General features: G+C 67.0%; 11 protein-coding genes. 10 read left to right on the top strand and 1 reads right to left on the bottom strand.

The window, feature by feature from the left end; genetic code table 11:
• Positions 1-4 precede the first annotated feature (4 nt).
• Positions 5-637, bottom strand: a complete 633-nt coding sequence (locus ACIPUB_RS08490) for a TIGR03085 family metal-binding protein (RefSeq protein WP_407606972.1) — start codon at positions 635-637, stop codon at positions 5-7.
• A 573-nt stretch (positions 638-1,210) separates the two neighbouring features.
• Here ACIPUB_RS08490 and hisI point away from each other — a divergent pair.
• The 10 genes from hisI (at position 1,211) to ACIPUB_RS08540 (ending at position 14,888) form a co-directional block, all read left to right on the top strand.
• A complete protein-coding gene (gene hisI / locus ACIPUB_RS08495) occupies positions 1,211-1,612 on the top strand; it encodes a phosphoribosyl-AMP cyclohydrolase (RefSeq protein ID WP_407606973.1) in 402 nt (133 codons plus the stop codon).
• Between the two features lie 46 nt (positions 1,613-1,658).
• Positions 1,659-3,218: an anthranilate synthase component I gene (locus ACIPUB_RS08500; RefSeq protein WP_407606974.1), complete on the top strand. Its 1,560-nt coding sequence runs from the start codon at positions 1,659-1,661 to the stop codon at positions 3,216-3,218.
• The gene (locus ACIPUB_RS08505) at positions 3,215-3,820 is read left to right on the top strand and encodes a Trp biosynthesis-associated membrane protein (protein ID WP_407606975.1); all 606 of its coding nucleotides are present in this window, start codon (positions 3,215-3,217) and stop codon (positions 3,818-3,820) included. The genes ACIPUB_RS08500 and ACIPUB_RS08505 overlap by 4 nt, the downstream gene beginning before the upstream one ends.
• A gap of 113 nt (positions 3,821-3,933) precedes the next feature.
• On the top strand, positions 3,934-4,185 hold the full coding sequence (locus ACIPUB_RS08510) for an HGxxPAAW family protein (RefSeq protein ID WP_407606976.1): 252 nt from the start codon (positions 3,934-3,936) through the stop codon (positions 4,183-4,185).
• A gap of 2 nt (positions 4,186-4,187) precedes the next feature.
• Complete coding sequence (trpC, locus tag ACIPUB_RS08515) at positions 4,188-5,018, top strand: indole-3-glycerol phosphate synthase TrpC (RefSeq protein WP_407606977.1); 831 nt, start codon at positions 4,188-4,190, stop codon at positions 5,016-5,018.
• Positions 5,019-5,082: 64 nt separating this feature from the next.
• Positions 5,083-6,363 carry a tryptophan synthase subunit beta gene (gene trpB, locus ACIPUB_RS08520; RefSeq protein WP_407607019.1) on the top strand — a complete coding sequence of 427 codons (1,281 nt, stop codon included), beginning with the start codon at positions 5,083-5,085 and terminating at the stop codon, positions 6,361-6,363.
• Positions 6,360-7,154 (top strand): tryptophan synthase subunit alpha, encoded by a 795-nt coding sequence (gene trpA, locus ACIPUB_RS08525; protein ID WP_372342875.1) that lies wholly within the window; start codon positions 6,360-6,362, stop codon positions 7,152-7,154. Before trpB ends, trpA begins: the two co-directional genes overlap by 4 nt.
• Positions 7,151-8,185, top strand: coding sequence for a prolipoprotein diacylglyceryl transferase (gene lgt / locus ACIPUB_RS08530; RefSeq protein WP_407606978.1), 1,035 nt, complete (start codon positions 7,151-7,153; stop codon positions 8,183-8,185). Before trpA ends, lgt begins: the two co-directional genes overlap by 4 nt.
• A 648-nt stretch (positions 8,186-8,833) precedes the next feature.
• Complete coding sequence (gene gltB / locus ACIPUB_RS08535) at positions 8,834-13,438, top strand: glutamate synthase large subunit (protein ID WP_407606979.1); 4,605 nt, start codon at positions 8,834-8,836, stop codon at positions 13,436-13,438.
• Positions 13,431-14,888 (top strand): glutamate synthase subunit beta, encoded by a 1,458-nt coding sequence (locus ACIPUB_RS08540; protein WP_407606980.1) that lies wholly within the window; start codon positions 13,431-13,433, stop codon positions 14,886-14,888. The genes gltB and ACIPUB_RS08540 overlap by 8 nt, the downstream gene beginning before the upstream one ends.
• Positions 14,889-14,916: the final 28 nt, after the last annotated feature.

Here is a 14,916-nt window from a genome sequence, read left to right on the forward strand (position 1 = left end):
GTGGCTAGAGCGAGACCGAGAGCAGTGCGATGGCCTCTTCTGCGCCCTCGAACGTCACCAGTGCTTCCTCGCGGCGTCCCGAGGCGTGCAGCAGGAGTTCGCCCGGGCGACCGGTGATGGCCACCGAGGTGCTGGCCTTGCGGGCCACGTGGCGTTGCCCGTCGGGGCGGACCAGGATGATGCCGACATCCACGCCGCGGTAGTAGTGCGCGGCCCGGCGCACCAAGTCCTCCCACAGGAGATCCTCGTACTTGGCGTCAAGCGCACGCGGGACCCAGCGGTCGGATGCGCGGCGCACGTCCTCGGTATGGATGAAGAACTCGGAGAGGTTCGCCGAATGTTCCACCCGCGGGTGGGCCAGGGGCGAAAACCTGGGTGCGCCGCGCAGGAATTCGTTGACGAGGCTGGCGTAGGCCTCGCGGTCCCCGGCCGCGTCCGCACGCCTGTCCAGCTCGGCCTCCATGCGGTGCGCCAGTGGTTTGATGACCAGTCCCGCAGCAAGCAGGGACTGCTCCCGAATGATCAGGTGCGCGGCGAGGTGGCGGGTCTGCCATCCGGCGCACAATGTGGGAGCCGTCGGCCCTGCTGCCAGCAGGACTTCGGCCAATACTTCACGCGAGGCTGGGACGAAATGCATCACTTCGAAACTAACACGTTCGGGAGCGCTTGGAGCTTCTATTTCGCTCCGCGCCCAAGCCGCGTCAGAACGGGCCGTCGCGAATGGACCGTTAAGCACGGCATTGGTGTCGATTGCCACGTTCCCGGAGACGGAACGCAGGAGGAGTGCCTGCCCGTTGTCCTCCTTGACGCGGGGACCGGGCCCGGGCGTGACGCGCGGGTGAACACGAGTGGACGAGACGGCAGGGGCAGGAGGGCGATTTTGTCCTCTACCTGGCCACCGCAGGCGCGCTCGGGGCCTTGCTCACTTTCGGGCTGGCGCAGCGCTGGGGGAGGTCTTTCCCCGCTGGATGATGGGCTTGCGCGGCCGGAGGGTTCCGATCCTGTTCGCTGTCATCCCCGCGGGACCTGTCGCGGTCATCATCACCGTGGCAGCTTTGACCTTCATCCGCATGGCCCTCGCCGGGCACGCTGGCCCACCACCTGCGCAGGCGCAACGGCCGAGCCCCGTTCCCGGATGCGCGGTGAGGCCAACGGGCGTGAAACGTGTTTCGGGACGGGTTTCACCGCACGTGGCACTAGACTGGTACTGATGTCGCAGAACCCAGCCTTCGCCGCCCCCGCCTCCGTTGACGGGAAACTGTCCGCCCAGATTTCCGCCGCCCTGAAGAAGGACGGGACCGGATTGGTCGCCGCCATCATTCAGCAGCATGGCAGCGGCGAGGTGCTGATGCTCGGATGGATGGACGAGGAGGCGCTGCGTCGCACCCTGACCACCGGGAGGGTGACCTTCTGGTCCCGGTCCCGCAACGAATACTGGCGCAAGGGCGACACCTCCGGCCACTCCCAGCTGGTCCGCTCCGTGGCCCTTGACTGCGACGGCGACGCCTTGCTGGTCATTGTCGACCAGATCGGCGCGGCCTGCCACACCGGGACGCGCACCTGCTTCGACGGACGCGAACTGCCCGCCGTCGTGGGCCGACGCGTTTCCTGACCTTTCCACCCGCTCCATCCGCACACGCAAGGACCATTCTTCGCTTATGCAAGCTCTCGGCGCCCTGACACCCACCCGCGAGGAATTCCGCGCCCTCGCCGCGGATCGCCGCGTCATTCCCGTGACCATGAGGGTGCTGGCCGACGCACTGACACCCATTTCCGTCTACCGCCGGCTGGCCGGCGGACGCCCCGGCACCTTCCTGATGGAATCGGCCGCGGCCGGGGGAGTGTGGTCCCGCTATTCCTTCATCGGCGTGAATTCGCCCGCGACCCTGACCACCCTTGACGGCCTGGCCCACTGGCAGGGCACCCCGCCGGCGGGCATGCCCACCGAAGGCAACCCGGTCGAGGTCCTGCGCGACACCGTCCGCGCCCTGCGCACCGAACCCCTGGACGGGCTGCCGCCGCTGACCAGCGGCATGGTCGGCTTCATCGGGTGGGAGGCGGTGCGCCACTGGGAGAAGCTGCCCAACCCGCCGGCGGACGACCTGCACCTGCCCGAGCTGGCCATGAACCTGGTCGGCGACATGGCAGTGCACGACAACACCGACGGCACGCTGACGCTCATCGCCAACGCCATCAACTTCAACGGCACCGCCGAGGGCGTCGACGGCGCTTACGACCACGCGGTCCAGCGCCTCTCCGGGATGCTTGACGCGCTTGGCGAAGCCGCGGAAAACCCCGTCTCGGTCCTTTCCGGAACCGATGTGCCGGCCGATACGCTGATGAACGCCGTCACCCACTCCTGGGATGAGGATTCCTACCGCAGGGCGGTGTTGCGCGGCAAGGAGGCCATCGTCGAGGGCGAGGTCTTCCAGGTCGTGGTCTCGCGCCGCTTCGAGCTGGAGACCCACGCCGATCCTTTGGATGTCTACCGGATCCTGCGCGGCACCAACCCCAGCCCGTACATGTACCTCTTCACGCTGCAGGACGCCCACGGCAAGGCCTATTCCATCGTCGGCTCCTCGCCCGAGGCGCTGGTCACGGTCAACGACGACCACGTGGTCACCCACCCGATCGCCGGCTCGCGCCCGCGCGGGGCCAACTACGAGGATGACCAGCAGCACGAGAAGAACCTGTTGGCCGACGAAAAGGAACGCGCCGAGCACCTGATGCTGGTGGACCTCTCGCGCAACGACCTTTCCAAGGTCTGCGTGCCCGGTTCCGTCGAGGTCACCCAGTTCATGGAGGTCGAGCGCTTCAGCCACATCATGCACCTGGTCTCCAACGTGGTCGGCAAGCTGAAACCGGGCACCGACGGCTACGACGTGCTCGCCGCGACCTTCCCCGCGGGGACCCTCTCGGGGGCGCCCAAGCCGCGGGCGCTGTCGCTGCTCGATGAACTCGAGCCCTACCGCCGCGGCATCTACGGCGGCGTGGTCGGCTACCTGGACTTCACCGGGGACATGGACATGGCCATCGCCATCCGCTCCGCGCTGATCAAGGGCAACCGGGCGTACGTGCAGGCCGGCGGCGGCATCGTCGCGGACTCCGACCTCGACGCCGAGGCCTTGGAAACCATCAACAAGTCGGCAGCCCCCCTGCGGGCCGTCTGGGCCGCAGGGACCATGGCGCCGGCACAAGTGGACGGCACCCAGGCATGAGCGAGGAAACCAAGCCGCGCAGGGGATCCAAGCGCAACGTCATGCTTCTGGGCCTTTTCGGCGCGGTCCTCGCGCTGGCCACCAGCACCCGGACCTGGATCAACGTCCAGCCGGAGGTCGGCTCGGTAAAGATTCCGCTCATCGAAGTGGCGGGATCCGACGCCGCGGCCGCAGTGGCGGCACTGGCAGTGGTGGCCCTGGCCGGCTCGCTGGCAGCAATGATCGCCGGCAAGGTGGCCCGCTGGATCATCGCAGCGATCCTGCTGCTGGTCGGCGGAGGAATCATCGCCTCGGCAGTCGCGGTGCTTGCCGACCCGGTGCTGGCTGCAACGACCAAGGTCGGGGAAGCCACCGGGCTGAACGCCTCCGGCGGCGCCTACGACGTGACCTTCTGGCCCTGGGCCGCTGCGCTGGCCGGCGCGGTTCTCGTGGCCGACGCGGTGCTGCTGGCTGTGGCCGGACGACACTGGGCCGGGTCCCGCAAATATTCCCGCGACGCCGCGGCAACCGCCGCGGGGCTGCCGGGCGCAGCGTCAAACGGCCCAATCGACGAGATCTCCGGCTGGGACTCGCTGTCCCGCGGGGACGATCCCACCGGTTAACGCGCACACGACGCAACATGGCATGCCATCGCTGCAAAGAATGGCAGAATGGAAGCCAAGAGATTCATCGGGAAAAATCCCGATTCGCACGAGGTGAGTAGGAGTATCCCACCATGGCTAACGCCAACCCCCAGATCGATCCAATGCACGCCGAGGAAATCGGACACGGCAACTCCAAGGCCGCATGGTCAATGGTCTTCGTCATGATGATCGGCTTCGTCGTCGGCTGCATCGCCTTCGCCGGACACAACCCGACGTTCGTCTACGTTGGCTGCGCCATCGTGGTCGTCGGCCTGATTGTCGGCTGGGTCATGAAGAAGGCCGGCTTCGGCGTCAACGGTTCCAGGTCTGGCGACGCGCACTAGCCGTGAGTGTACTGACAGATATCATCGCGGGCGTTCAGATCGATCTGGACGCCCGTCGGTCCATCATCGGCCAGGAGCAAATCGAGGCTGCGGCCGCGGCGGCCGTTCCCGCGCTCGACGCCTACGCTGCCCTGGGCGGACACCTTGATGCGTCCCAACGCGGAAACACGCTGCACGTGATCTCCGAGGTGAAGCGAAAGTCTCCCTCCAAGGGCGCACTTGCAGACATCGGCGAGCCAGCCGAACTGGCCGCCTCCTACGAGGCCGGCGGTGCCTCCGTGATCTCGGTGCTGACCGAGGAGCGCCGATTCGGCGGATCGCTGGCCGACTTCGACGCCGTGCGCGCCGCGGTGAAGATCCCGCTGCTGCGCAAGGACTTCACCGTCGATCCGTACCAAATCCACGAGGCCCGTGCCCACGGCGCCGACCTGGTGTTGCTGATCGTTGCGGCCCTGGACGACGCGCAATTGCGCGAGTTCCTGGACCTGACCCATGCCCTGGGCATGAACGCCCTGGTCGAAACGCACACCGAGGAGGAGATCGCCCGCGCGGTGGCTCTGGGTTCGCGGATCATCGGGGTGAACGTGCGCAACCTCAAGACGCTGGACGTGGACCGCGAAAACTTCTCCCGGCTTGCCGCCCACATCCCCTCCGGCGTCGTCATCGTGGCCGAATCCGGCGTGCGCGACGTTGCCGACGTCGAGCACTATGCAAGCCACGGAGCAGACGCGATCCTGGTGGGCGAGGCGTTGGTCAAGGACAACGACCCGCGCGCGGCGATCGAGCGCTTCATTGCCTCCGGGACCGCCGCCAAGCCAGCCCGCGCCAGCTGACACACCCCCCCACACACCCCTCGAAGAATTCCTGAGCAAGAGAAGGATGCGCCAGATGAACCCGATGACAGGTGACCAGGACACGGGCGAAAGCCAGTCCGAGTCCGCCCCCTCCCACTCGTTGCGGCATGCCGCGGGCCCGTACTTCGGCGCCTACGGCGGACGCTGGATGCCCGAGTCGCTGATTGCCGCCATGGACGAGCTCAACGAGACGTTCGAGGCAGCCAAGGCCGACCCGGAATTCATTGCGCAGGTCAAGGACCTGAACAAGAACTACACGGGCCGTCCCTCCCTGCTCACCGAGGCCAAGCGCTTCTCCGAAGCCGCGGGCGGAGTGCGAGTCTTCCTCAAGCGCGAGGACCTGAACCACACCGGCAGCCACAAGATCAACAACGTGTTGGGCCAGGCATTGCTGGCCAAGCGCATGGGCAAGACCCGCATCATCGCCGAGACCGGAGCGGGCCAGCACGGCGTTGCCTCGGCCACCGCAGCTGCCCTCATGGGCCTGGAATGCGTGGTCTACATGGGCGCGGAGGACACCCGCCGGCAGGCGCTGAACGTGGCGCGCATGCGGCTGCTCGGTGCCACCGTCATCCCGGTGACGGCAGGCTCGCAGACGCTCAAGGACGCCATCAACGAGGCCTTGCGCGACTGGGTCGCCAACGTGCACAACACCCATTACCTGCTGGGCACCGTCGCCGGCGGACACCCGTTCCCCGCCATGGTCCGCTACTTCCACGAGGTCATCGGCGAGGAAGCCCGCGAGCAGATCATCGCCCAGGCCGGACGCCTGCCCGACGCCGTGGCTGCCTGCATCGGCGGCGGCTCGAACGCCATCGGCCTTTTCCACGGTTTCCTGGATGACCCCTCGGTTGAGCTTTACGGCTTCGAGGCCGGCGGCGACGGCGTCGACACCGGCCGCCACGCAGCGGCCATTACGCTGGGCCTGCCGGGCGTGCTGCACGGTGCCAAGAGCTACCTGATGCAGGACGACGACGGCCAGACCGTCGATTCCCACTCCATCTCCGCAGGCCTTGACTACCCGAGTGTCGGCCCGGAACACGCCTACCTGGCGGACATCGGACGCGTGAACTACGAACCGGTCACCGACACCGAGGCCATGGACGCCTTCTCGCTGCTCTGCCGCACCGAGGGCATCATCCCGGCCATCGAGTCCTCCCACGCCCTGGCCGGCGTGCTGAAGATCGCGCAGCGCAAGATCGCCGCCGGCGCGGTGCCGGAGGAAACCATCATCATCGCCAACCTTTCGGGCCGCGGCGACAAGGACGTGGGAACCGCAGCGGAATGGTTCAACCTCATCGACACCGAAAAGGACGCCAAGTGAGCCCCGTATCCAAGAGTGCCGCGGCGATCGCCGCAGCCCGCGCCGAAGGCCGCCCGGCGCTGATCTGCTACCTGCCCGCCGGCTTCCCCGACGTGCAGGGCACCATTGACGCAGCTGTCGCGATGGCCGAGAACGGCGCCGACATCATCGAGGTCGGCATCCCGTATTCGGACCCCGTCATGGACGGTTCCGTCATCCAGGCCGCCACCGTGCAATCCCTGGCCCAGGGCTTCAAGGTCGCCCAGGTCTTCGACATCGTCAAGGGCATCACCTCCCGCTGCTCGGCCACCGTCATGATCATGACGTACTGGAACCCTGTGCTGCGCATGGGCGTGGACGAGTTCTCCCGCCGCCTGGCAGAGGCCGGCGGCGCCGGGCTGATCACCCCGGACCTGGTTCCGGACGAGGCAGCCGAATGGATGGAGGCCTCCGACAAGTACGGACTTGACCGCGTCTTCCTGGTCGCACCGTCCTCCACCGAGGCCCGCATGAAAGCCACCGTGGAAGCCAGCCGAGGCTTCGTCTACTGCGTCTCCGTCATGGGCGTCACCGGCGCCCGCGCCGAGGTCTCCGACGCCGCAGCGGCCGTGGTCACCGCGGCCCACGCCGCCGGTGCCGAAAACGCCTGCGTCGGGCTCGGCGTCTCGCAGCGCAAGCACGTCGAAGAGATCGGGGCCTACTCCGACGGAGTCATCGTGGGCACCGCACTGGTTGCAGCCCTGCGCGACGGGGGAGTGAAGGCTGTAGCCGAGCTCACCGCGGAACTCAGCGGTCGGACAGTGAAGGCATGATGCAGCTGGCTGCGGCGGGAACCAACGTGCTCGCCTCGATCCCGAGCCCTCCGGCGGAGTTCTCGAAGTTCTCCCTCGGCCCGCTGACCATCCATGCCTACGCCATCTGCATCATGTTCGGCATCATCGCCGCCATGTGGATCACCGCCCGCCGCTGGCGCGGCAAGGGCGGACCGGAAGACGTGGTCTGGGACATCTGCATCTGGGCGATCCCCTTCGGGATCGTGGGCGGGCGGCTGTACCACGTGCTGGTCACCGATCCCGACTACTACTTCGGCTTCAACGGGCAGAGTGCGCACCTGGCCGAGATCCCGCAGATCTGGGCCGGCGGCCTGGGCATCATGGGGGCCATCAGCCTCGGCACCGTGGGTGCACTGATCGCCTGCCGCCGTGCCGGAGTGCGCCTCTCGGCGTTCCTGGACGCGGCTGCTCCCGGCGTGCTGCTCGCCCAGGCCTTCGGGCGCTGGGGCAACTGGTTCAACCAGGAGCTCTTCGGTGCGCCCACCACGTTGCCGTGGGGCCTGGAAATTGATCCGAACAGCTTCAACTTCCCCCCGGGAATCCCGGCCGGAACGCTGTTCCATCCCACGTTCCTCTACGAATCACTGTGGAACGTGGCTGGGGTCCTGCTGCTCATTGCGCTGGATCGCAAGTTCAAGCTCCGCCGCGGGGCCATGTTCTGGTCCTACCTCATCTGGTACGGCATCGGCCGCATCATCATGGAAACCATGCGCATCGACGCCGCAGACACCATCTACATCCTGGGCATCGGGCTGCGCGTGCACATGTGGCTGGCCATTGCCATGGTTGTCCTGGGCGCCACCGGACTGGTCTTCGTGTTCCGCAAGCTGCGCCCGCAGCCGGATCCGGGTGTCTATCTTCCTGGCCGCGAGCCCAAGGCCGAGGTCACGGAATCCGCCAAGCCCGCAGATGCCGCCAAGCCAACGGGCGCCGCGAAGCCAGCCGATCAGGAGAACGGCAGCGCCGCCAAGGACACCGGCGAGGCCGGACCCGAAGCGGGAAACAAGTAGCACCTCGGCACCCGCCGAATCCCGATCCGCGATAACCGCGCAAAGACCGGTCCCCTCCTTCCTACCTGGAAGGAGGGGACCGGTCTTTGCCGTCCGGGCGCCTGGTCACCCTGAGGGGCATCACTCGGCGTCGAAGCCCGGAGTCGGGTTCGCCGCGGGGCCCTTGTCCGGTGTTCCCCTCGGAAAGCACCCGCCGTCGCGAGGACATCCAACCCTTGATACCTGCCGCGGAGACGAGGAAGATGAAGGGATTCATATCGCATTGAGACGAAACTTTGCGGAAACTTTATTGATCCAAGTCAGCAACGGTTTGGTAGCAGGTACGAAAACTGTTGGAAACATAAGTGGGTGCAAATCCGAAACATGCCGGTGCTACTCTTTTTTCACCGTGGCAGCAGTGACGGGCGCGGAATACCCAGACTCCGCCACCCATGCTGTCGGCGACCACAATGATGTGGAAGCACCCAGTCCGCGCTCCGCCCACCAGGGGAGCGCGCGGATGACGTCCACGTATCGCAGGTGTCACCCCCCACCCCACCGCACGGCCCCCGATTCGGGGTGCCGATTAGCGAGCCCCCTAGCCTTTCCTCGGCCAGCGTCGCCCGAAGATCCAGAACCTCTGCCCACACACCGAGAAAGGGACCACTCATGAGCATGACCGGAGTCCAACTCAATGCCTCACCGCATCCAGGCGAGGAGGTTTTCTCGCCCTACACCCGGTTTGCCGATGTACCGGAAGCCCAAGGGCTCTATGACCCGGCAAACGAAAAAGACGCGTGTGGCCTGGCGGTCATCGCCACGCTGACGCAGGAGGCCAGCCACGAGATCGTGGAGCAGGCCCTCGAGGCGCTGCGCCGCCTCGAACACCGCGGTGCCGTGGGTGCCGACGCAGGCACCGGCGACGGTGCAGGCATCCTCACGCAGATCCCCGACGCATTCTTCCGCGCCGTCACCGGCATCGACCTGCCCGCCCCCGGCCGCTACGCCGCCGGCACCGCGTTCCTCCCGCAGGAACCGGCACAGCGCGCCGCCGCAGTCACCGCCCTCGAAGAGCTGGCCGCCGAGGAAGGCCTGTCCGTGCTCGGCTGGCGCGACGTCCCGGTGAACACCGAGGCCATCGGCGCCACCGCCCTGGGCTGCATGCCGCATTTCTCCCAGCTCTTCCTGGGTGCCGCCCAGGAGCACGACAAGGACCTTGACGCCCGGGTCTTCCGCATCCGCAAGCGCGCACAAAACAAGTTCGGCGTGTATTTCCCGTCGCTCTCCTCGGCCACCATGGTCTACAAGGGCATGCTCTCCACCGAGCAGCTCACCGAGTTCTACCCGGACCTGGGCGATAGCCGCTTCGCCTCGCGTCTCGGGATCGTCCACTCGCGCTTTTCCACCAATACCTTCCCCTCCTGGCCGCTGGCCCAGCCCTTCCGCACCATCGCCCACAACGGCGAGATCAACACGGTGAAGGGCAACCGCAACTGGATGCGAGCCCGCCAGTCTCAGCTCGCCTCGTCCCTGCTGGGTGAGGTCCCCGAGGAACTCTTCCCCATCTGCAGCCCCGGCGCCTCCGACTCGGCATCCTTCGACGAGGTCGCCGAACTGCTCATGCTCTCCGGGCGCCCCGTCGCCCAGGCCATCATGATGATGATCCCGGAGGCGTGGGAAAACCACGCAGCCATGGATGCCGACCGCCGCGCCTTCTACGAGTACAACTCGATGCTCATGGAGCCCTGGGACGGGCCCGCAGCCGTGTCCTTCACCGACGGCAAGCAGGTCGGAGCCGTGCTTGACCGCAACGGCTTGCGCCCGGCACGCTACTGGGTCACCACCGACGGGCTGGTGGTGTTGGCCAGCGAGGTCGGCGTCATCGACCTTGATCCGGCGCTCATCGCCGCCAAGGGCCGCGTCGCCCCGGGCAAGATGTTCCTGGTGGACACCGAAGCCGGACGCATCATCACGGATGAGGAAATCAAGTCGCAGGTTGCTGCCTCGGCGCCGTGGGCCCAGTGGGTCAACGAAAACAAGATCAGCCTGACCGACCTGCCGGACCTGGAGCACGTCAAGCACAACTCCGCCTCCGTGCAGATCCGCCAGCGCACCTTCGGCTACACCACCGAGGAGCTGCGGATCCTGTTGGCCCCCATGGCCTCCGCCGGCGCCGAGCCGCTGGGCGCCATGGGCTCCGACACCCCCGTCGCGGTTCTCTCGGACCGCTCCCGGCTGCTCTTCGACTACTTCACCCAGTCCTTCGCCCAGGTCACCAATCCGCCGCTGGACTCGATCCGCGAGGAGCTTGTCACCTCGCTGGGCACCAGCATCGGCCCGGACGGAAACCTGCTGGCCACCGGCAAGGTCGATGCCCAGCAGGTGTCCCTTGACTACCCGGTGATCACCAACGACGACCTGGCCAAGATCGCGAACATCCGCGATGCCAACGGCGCCAAGGTCGCGTTGCGCGTCCGCGGTCTCTACCGTCCCGAGGGCGGCGAGTCCGAGCTGCGCTCCCGCTTGCAGGAAATCTGCGAAAAGGTTTCCGCCGCCATCAACCGCGGCGTGAAGTTCATTGTCCTATCGGACAGGGACTCCAACGCCCAGTGGGCGCCGATCCCGTCGCTGCTGCTCACCTCCGCGGTGCACCACCACCTGCTCAAGAGCGCCAACCGCACCAAGACCTCCCTGGTCATCGAGGCCGGCGACGTACGCGAGGTGCACCACATTGCCGTGCTCGTGGGTTACGGCGCCTCCGCCATCAACCCCTACCTGGCACTGGAATCGGTCGAGGAAATGGCACTGCAGAACGAACTCGGCTCCGTGACCCCGGCCAAGGCGCAGACCAACCTGATCAAGGCGTTGGGCAAGGGCCTGCTGAAGATCATGAGCAAGATGGGCATCTCCACCGTCGCCTCATACTGCGGCGCCCAGACCTTCGAGGCGCTGGGTCTGTCCCAGCGCGTGGTCGACCAGTACTTTACCGGCACCTCCTCGCAGCTCGGAGGCGTGGGCCTTGACGTCATCGCCACCGAAACCGCGATGCGCCACGCCGGTGCCTACCCCGCCGACCTGAACCCGGAGCCGCACCGCGTGCTGGAGACCGGCGGCGAATACCAGTGGCGCCGCGAGGGCCCGCCGCACCTCTTCAACCCCGAAACGGTCTTCCGGCTGCAGCACGCAACCCGCGAACGCCGCTACGACATCTTCAAGAAGTACACCCAGGGCGTGGACGACCAGGCCAAGGGCCTGATGACGCTGCGCGGGCTGCTGGACTTCAAGCTGGACGAGCGCACGCCCATCGACATCGATGCCGTGGAGCCCGTCTCCGAGATCGTCAAGCGTTTCGCCACCGGTGCGATGAGCTACGGCTCGATCTCCGCCGAGGCGCACGAGACGCTGGCCATTGCGATGAACCGCCTGGGCGGGAAGTCCAACACCGGCGAGGGCGGCGAGGACGTGGACAGGCTGCTGGACCCCGAGCGCCGCAGCGCTGTCAAACAGATCGCCTCGGGCCGCTTCGGCGTCACCAGCATGTACCTCACGCATGCCGATGACCTGCAGATCAAGATGGCGCAGGGCGCCAAGCCCGGCGAGGGTGGCCAGCTCATGGCGCAGAAGGTCTACCCCTGGGTTGCCCGCACGCGTCACTCGACCCCCGGCGTCGGGCTGATTTCCCCGCCGCCGCACCACGACATCTATTCGATCGAGGACCTGGCCCAGCTGATCCACGACGCGAAGTGCTCCAACCCGGGTGCCCGCGTCCATGTGAAGCTGGTCTCCGAGGTCGGCATCGGCACCGTCGCGGCGGGCGTCACCAAGGCCAAGGCCGACGTGGTGCTGGTTTCCGGCCACGACGGCGGCACCGGTGCCTCCCCGCTGAACTCGCTGAAGCATGCGGGCGTGCCCTGGGAGCTTGGCCTGGCCGAGACCCAGCAGACCCTGATGCTCAACGGGCTGCGCGAACGCGTCACCGTCCAGGTCGACGGCCAGCTGAAGACCGGCCGGGACGTCGTCATCGCCGCCCTGCTGGGCGCCGAGGAATTCGGTTTTGCCACCGCACCGCTGGTGGTCGCCGGCTGCATCATGATGCGCGTCTGCCACCTGGACACCTGCCCGGTCGGCGTTGCCACGCAGAACCCGGAACTGCGCCAGCGCTTCACCGGCCAGGCCGACCACGTGGTGAACTTCTTCGAGTTCCTCGCCCAGGAAGTCCGCGAGCTGCTGGCGGAACTCGGTTTCGCGAGCCTCGAGGAAGCCATCGGCCAGGCCGAGCTGCTGGACACCCGCGCCGCCGTGGGCCACTGGAAGACCCAGGGCCTGCACCTGGAGCGGATCTTCGCCACCGCCGGTTCCAAGGAAGGTGCGCCGCGCAGGCGCACCGGGTCCCAGGACCACGGCCTGGACAAGCACTTCGACAACCAGCTCATCGCCGCGGCCGCCCCTGCCCTGGAGCGCCGCGAGCACGTTGTTCTTGACCTCCCAATCAAGAACACCGACCGCTCGGTGGGGACCATGCTGGGCCACCACGTCACCCGCACCTTCGGGATCGACGAGCTGGCACCGGGCACCATCAAGGTGACGCTGCGCGGGCATGCCGGCCAGTCGCTGGGTGCCTTCCTGCCCGCCGGCGTGGAACTGCACCTGGTCGGCGACTCCAACGACTACGTCGGCAAGGGCCTTTCCGGCGGACGGATCACCGTCCAGGCGGATGCGCGCAGCGCTTTCAACCCCGCGGAGCAGGTCATTGCCGGAAACGTCATCGGCTACGGCGCCACCAGCGGCGAGCTGTTCATCGGCGGCATGGTGGGCGAACGCTTCTGCGTGCGCAACTCCGGCGCCACCGCGGTGGTCGAGGGCATCGGAGACCACGGCTGCGAGTACATGACCGGTGGAACCGCGCTGATCCTTGGCGCCACCGGGCGCAACTTCGCCGCAGGCATGTCCGGCGGCGTGGCCTACGTCCTGGACCTGGACGTGGCGGCGCTGAACCCGCTCGCCGTGGCCAACGACGACCTGCTCCTGTCCGGTCCGGACGAAGCCGACCTTGCGTTGATCAAGGACCTGCTGACGCAGCAGGTGGAGTACACCGGTTCGGCGCTGGCAGCCAGCCTGCTGGCCGACTGGCCGGTGGCCGCCGCCCGCATCACCAAGGTGCTGCCGCGCGACTACGCAGCCGTCTCACAGGCACGCAACGATGCCGCCAATGAAGGATTCGACCCGGATTCAGCCACTGTCTGGAACCGGATTCTGGAGGTGACCCGTGGCTAATCCACGTGGATTCTTAGAGGTACGCGACCGGACAACCCCGCCAAAGCGCCCCGTGTCGGTGCGCATCATGGACTACAAGGAAGTCACCGAGCGGCAAAACGCCACGGTGCTTACCGCGCAGGCCGGACGGTGCATGGATTGCGGCATCGCGTTCTGCCACAACGGCTGCCCGCTGGGCAACCTCATCCCGGAATGGAACTCGCTGGTCCACCAGGGCCGGATGGACGATGCGGCCGAGCGCCTGCATGCCACCAACAACTTCCCGGAATTCACCGGGCGGCTGTGCCCGGCACCCTGCGAGTCCTCCTGCGTGCTGGGCATCAACCAGCCGGCCGTAACAATCAAGCAGGTCGAGGTCGAAATCGCCGACACCCTGATTGCCTCGGGCGGACTGGACCCGGTCCTTGCCGTGCGCCACACCGACATGCGCATTGCCGTGGTCGGTTCCGGCCCCGCCGGCCTGGCAGCTGCCCAGCAGCTGACCCGCGCCGGGCACACCGTCGCGGTGTACGAGCGTGACGAGAAGATCGGGGGACTGCTGCGCTACGGCATCCCCGACTTCAAGATGGGCAAGGACGTCCTGGAGACCCGCCTGGCCCAGATGGAGGCCGAGGGAACGGTGTTCCGCACCGGGGTTTCCGTGGGTACGGACATTGAGTTCGAGCAGCTGAACCGGCTCTACGACGCGGTCATCGTGGCCACCGGTGCAACCGTTCCGCGGGACCTTCCGGTTCCGGGGCGCGAGCTTTCGGGGGTCCATTTCGCCATGGACTACCTCGTGGATTCCAACGAGGTGGTTGCGGGCGAGCGCGATACGCTGCGCATCGACGCCAAGGGCAAGCACGTGGTCATCCTCGGCGGCGGCGACACCGGGGCGGACTGCCTGGGCACCGCCATACGCCAGGGCGCCGCTTCCGTGACCACCCTCGCCATCGGGGCCCAGCCCTCGATCGAGCGCCCGGGGCACCAGCCCTGGCCCATGACGCCGACCCTCTTTGAGGTCCAGTCGGCGCACGAGGAAGGCGGTGAGCGGTCGTACCTGGCCGCCACGGTCAACTTCACGGGAGAGCACGGAAGCGTGATGGGTGTTACAGTGGCAGAGACCGAATTTATTGACGGTCAGCGCCTTCCGAAGCTTGGCACGGAGCGGGTCATACCCGCCGACCTCGTCTTCCTGGCACTCGGGTTCACCGGACCCGAGACTGCCGGTCTCATGGAACAGGCCAACACCGAGTTTGATGACCGGGGCAGCGTCGCCCGTGATGGTTACTACATGACCAACACCCCCGGGGTGTTCGTGGCTGGCGACGCCGGACGCGGACAATCCCTGATTGTGTGGGCCATCGCCGAGGGACGATCCTGTGCCGCGGCGGTGGACAAATACCTGATGGGCGAAACCCGCCTTCCAGCCCCCGTTGCACCAACGGATCGGGCTATCAGCATGTTGTGAGACGGATGCACCTCGTTATGCGGTGTTT

Source organism: Paeniglutamicibacter sp. ORCA_105 (assembly GCF_045798545.1).
Taxonomy (GTDB): domain Bacteria; phylum Actinomycetota; class Actinomycetes; order Actinomycetales; family Micrococcaceae; genus Paeniglutamicibacter; species Paeniglutamicibacter sulfureus.

Excerpts from the sequence above, each read along its gene's own strand:
- ACIPUB_RS08490 (WP_407606972.1), bottom strand. The coding sequence starts at position 637 with ATGCATTTCGTCCCAGCCTCGCGTGAAGTATTGGCCGAAGTCCTGCTG.
- hisI (WP_407606973.1), top strand. The coding sequence starts at position 1,211 with ATGTCGCAGAACCCAGCCTTCGCCGCCCCCGCCTCCGTTGACGGGAAA.
- ACIPUB_RS08500 (WP_407606974.1), top strand. The coding sequence starts at position 1,659 with ATGCAAGCTCTCGGCGCCCTGACACCCACCCGCGAGGAATTCCGCGCC.
- ACIPUB_RS08505 (WP_407606975.1), top strand. The coding sequence starts at position 3,215 with ATGAGCGAGGAAACCAAGCCGCGCAGGGGATCCAAGCGCAACGTCATG.
- ACIPUB_RS08510 (WP_407606976.1), top strand. The coding sequence starts at position 3,934 with ATGGCTAACGCCAACCCCCAGATCGATCCAATGCACGCCGAGGAAATC.
- trpB (WP_407607019.1), top strand. The coding sequence starts at position 5,083 with ATGACAGGTGACCAGGACACGGGCGAAAGCCAGTCCGAGTCCGCCCCC.
- lgt (WP_407606978.1), top strand. The coding sequence starts at position 7,151 with ATGATGCAGCTGGCTGCGGCGGGAACCAACGTGCTCGCCTCGATCCCG.
- gltB (WP_407606979.1), top strand. The coding sequence starts at position 8,834 with ATGAGCATGACCGGAGTCCAACTCAATGCCTCACCGCATCCAGGCGAG.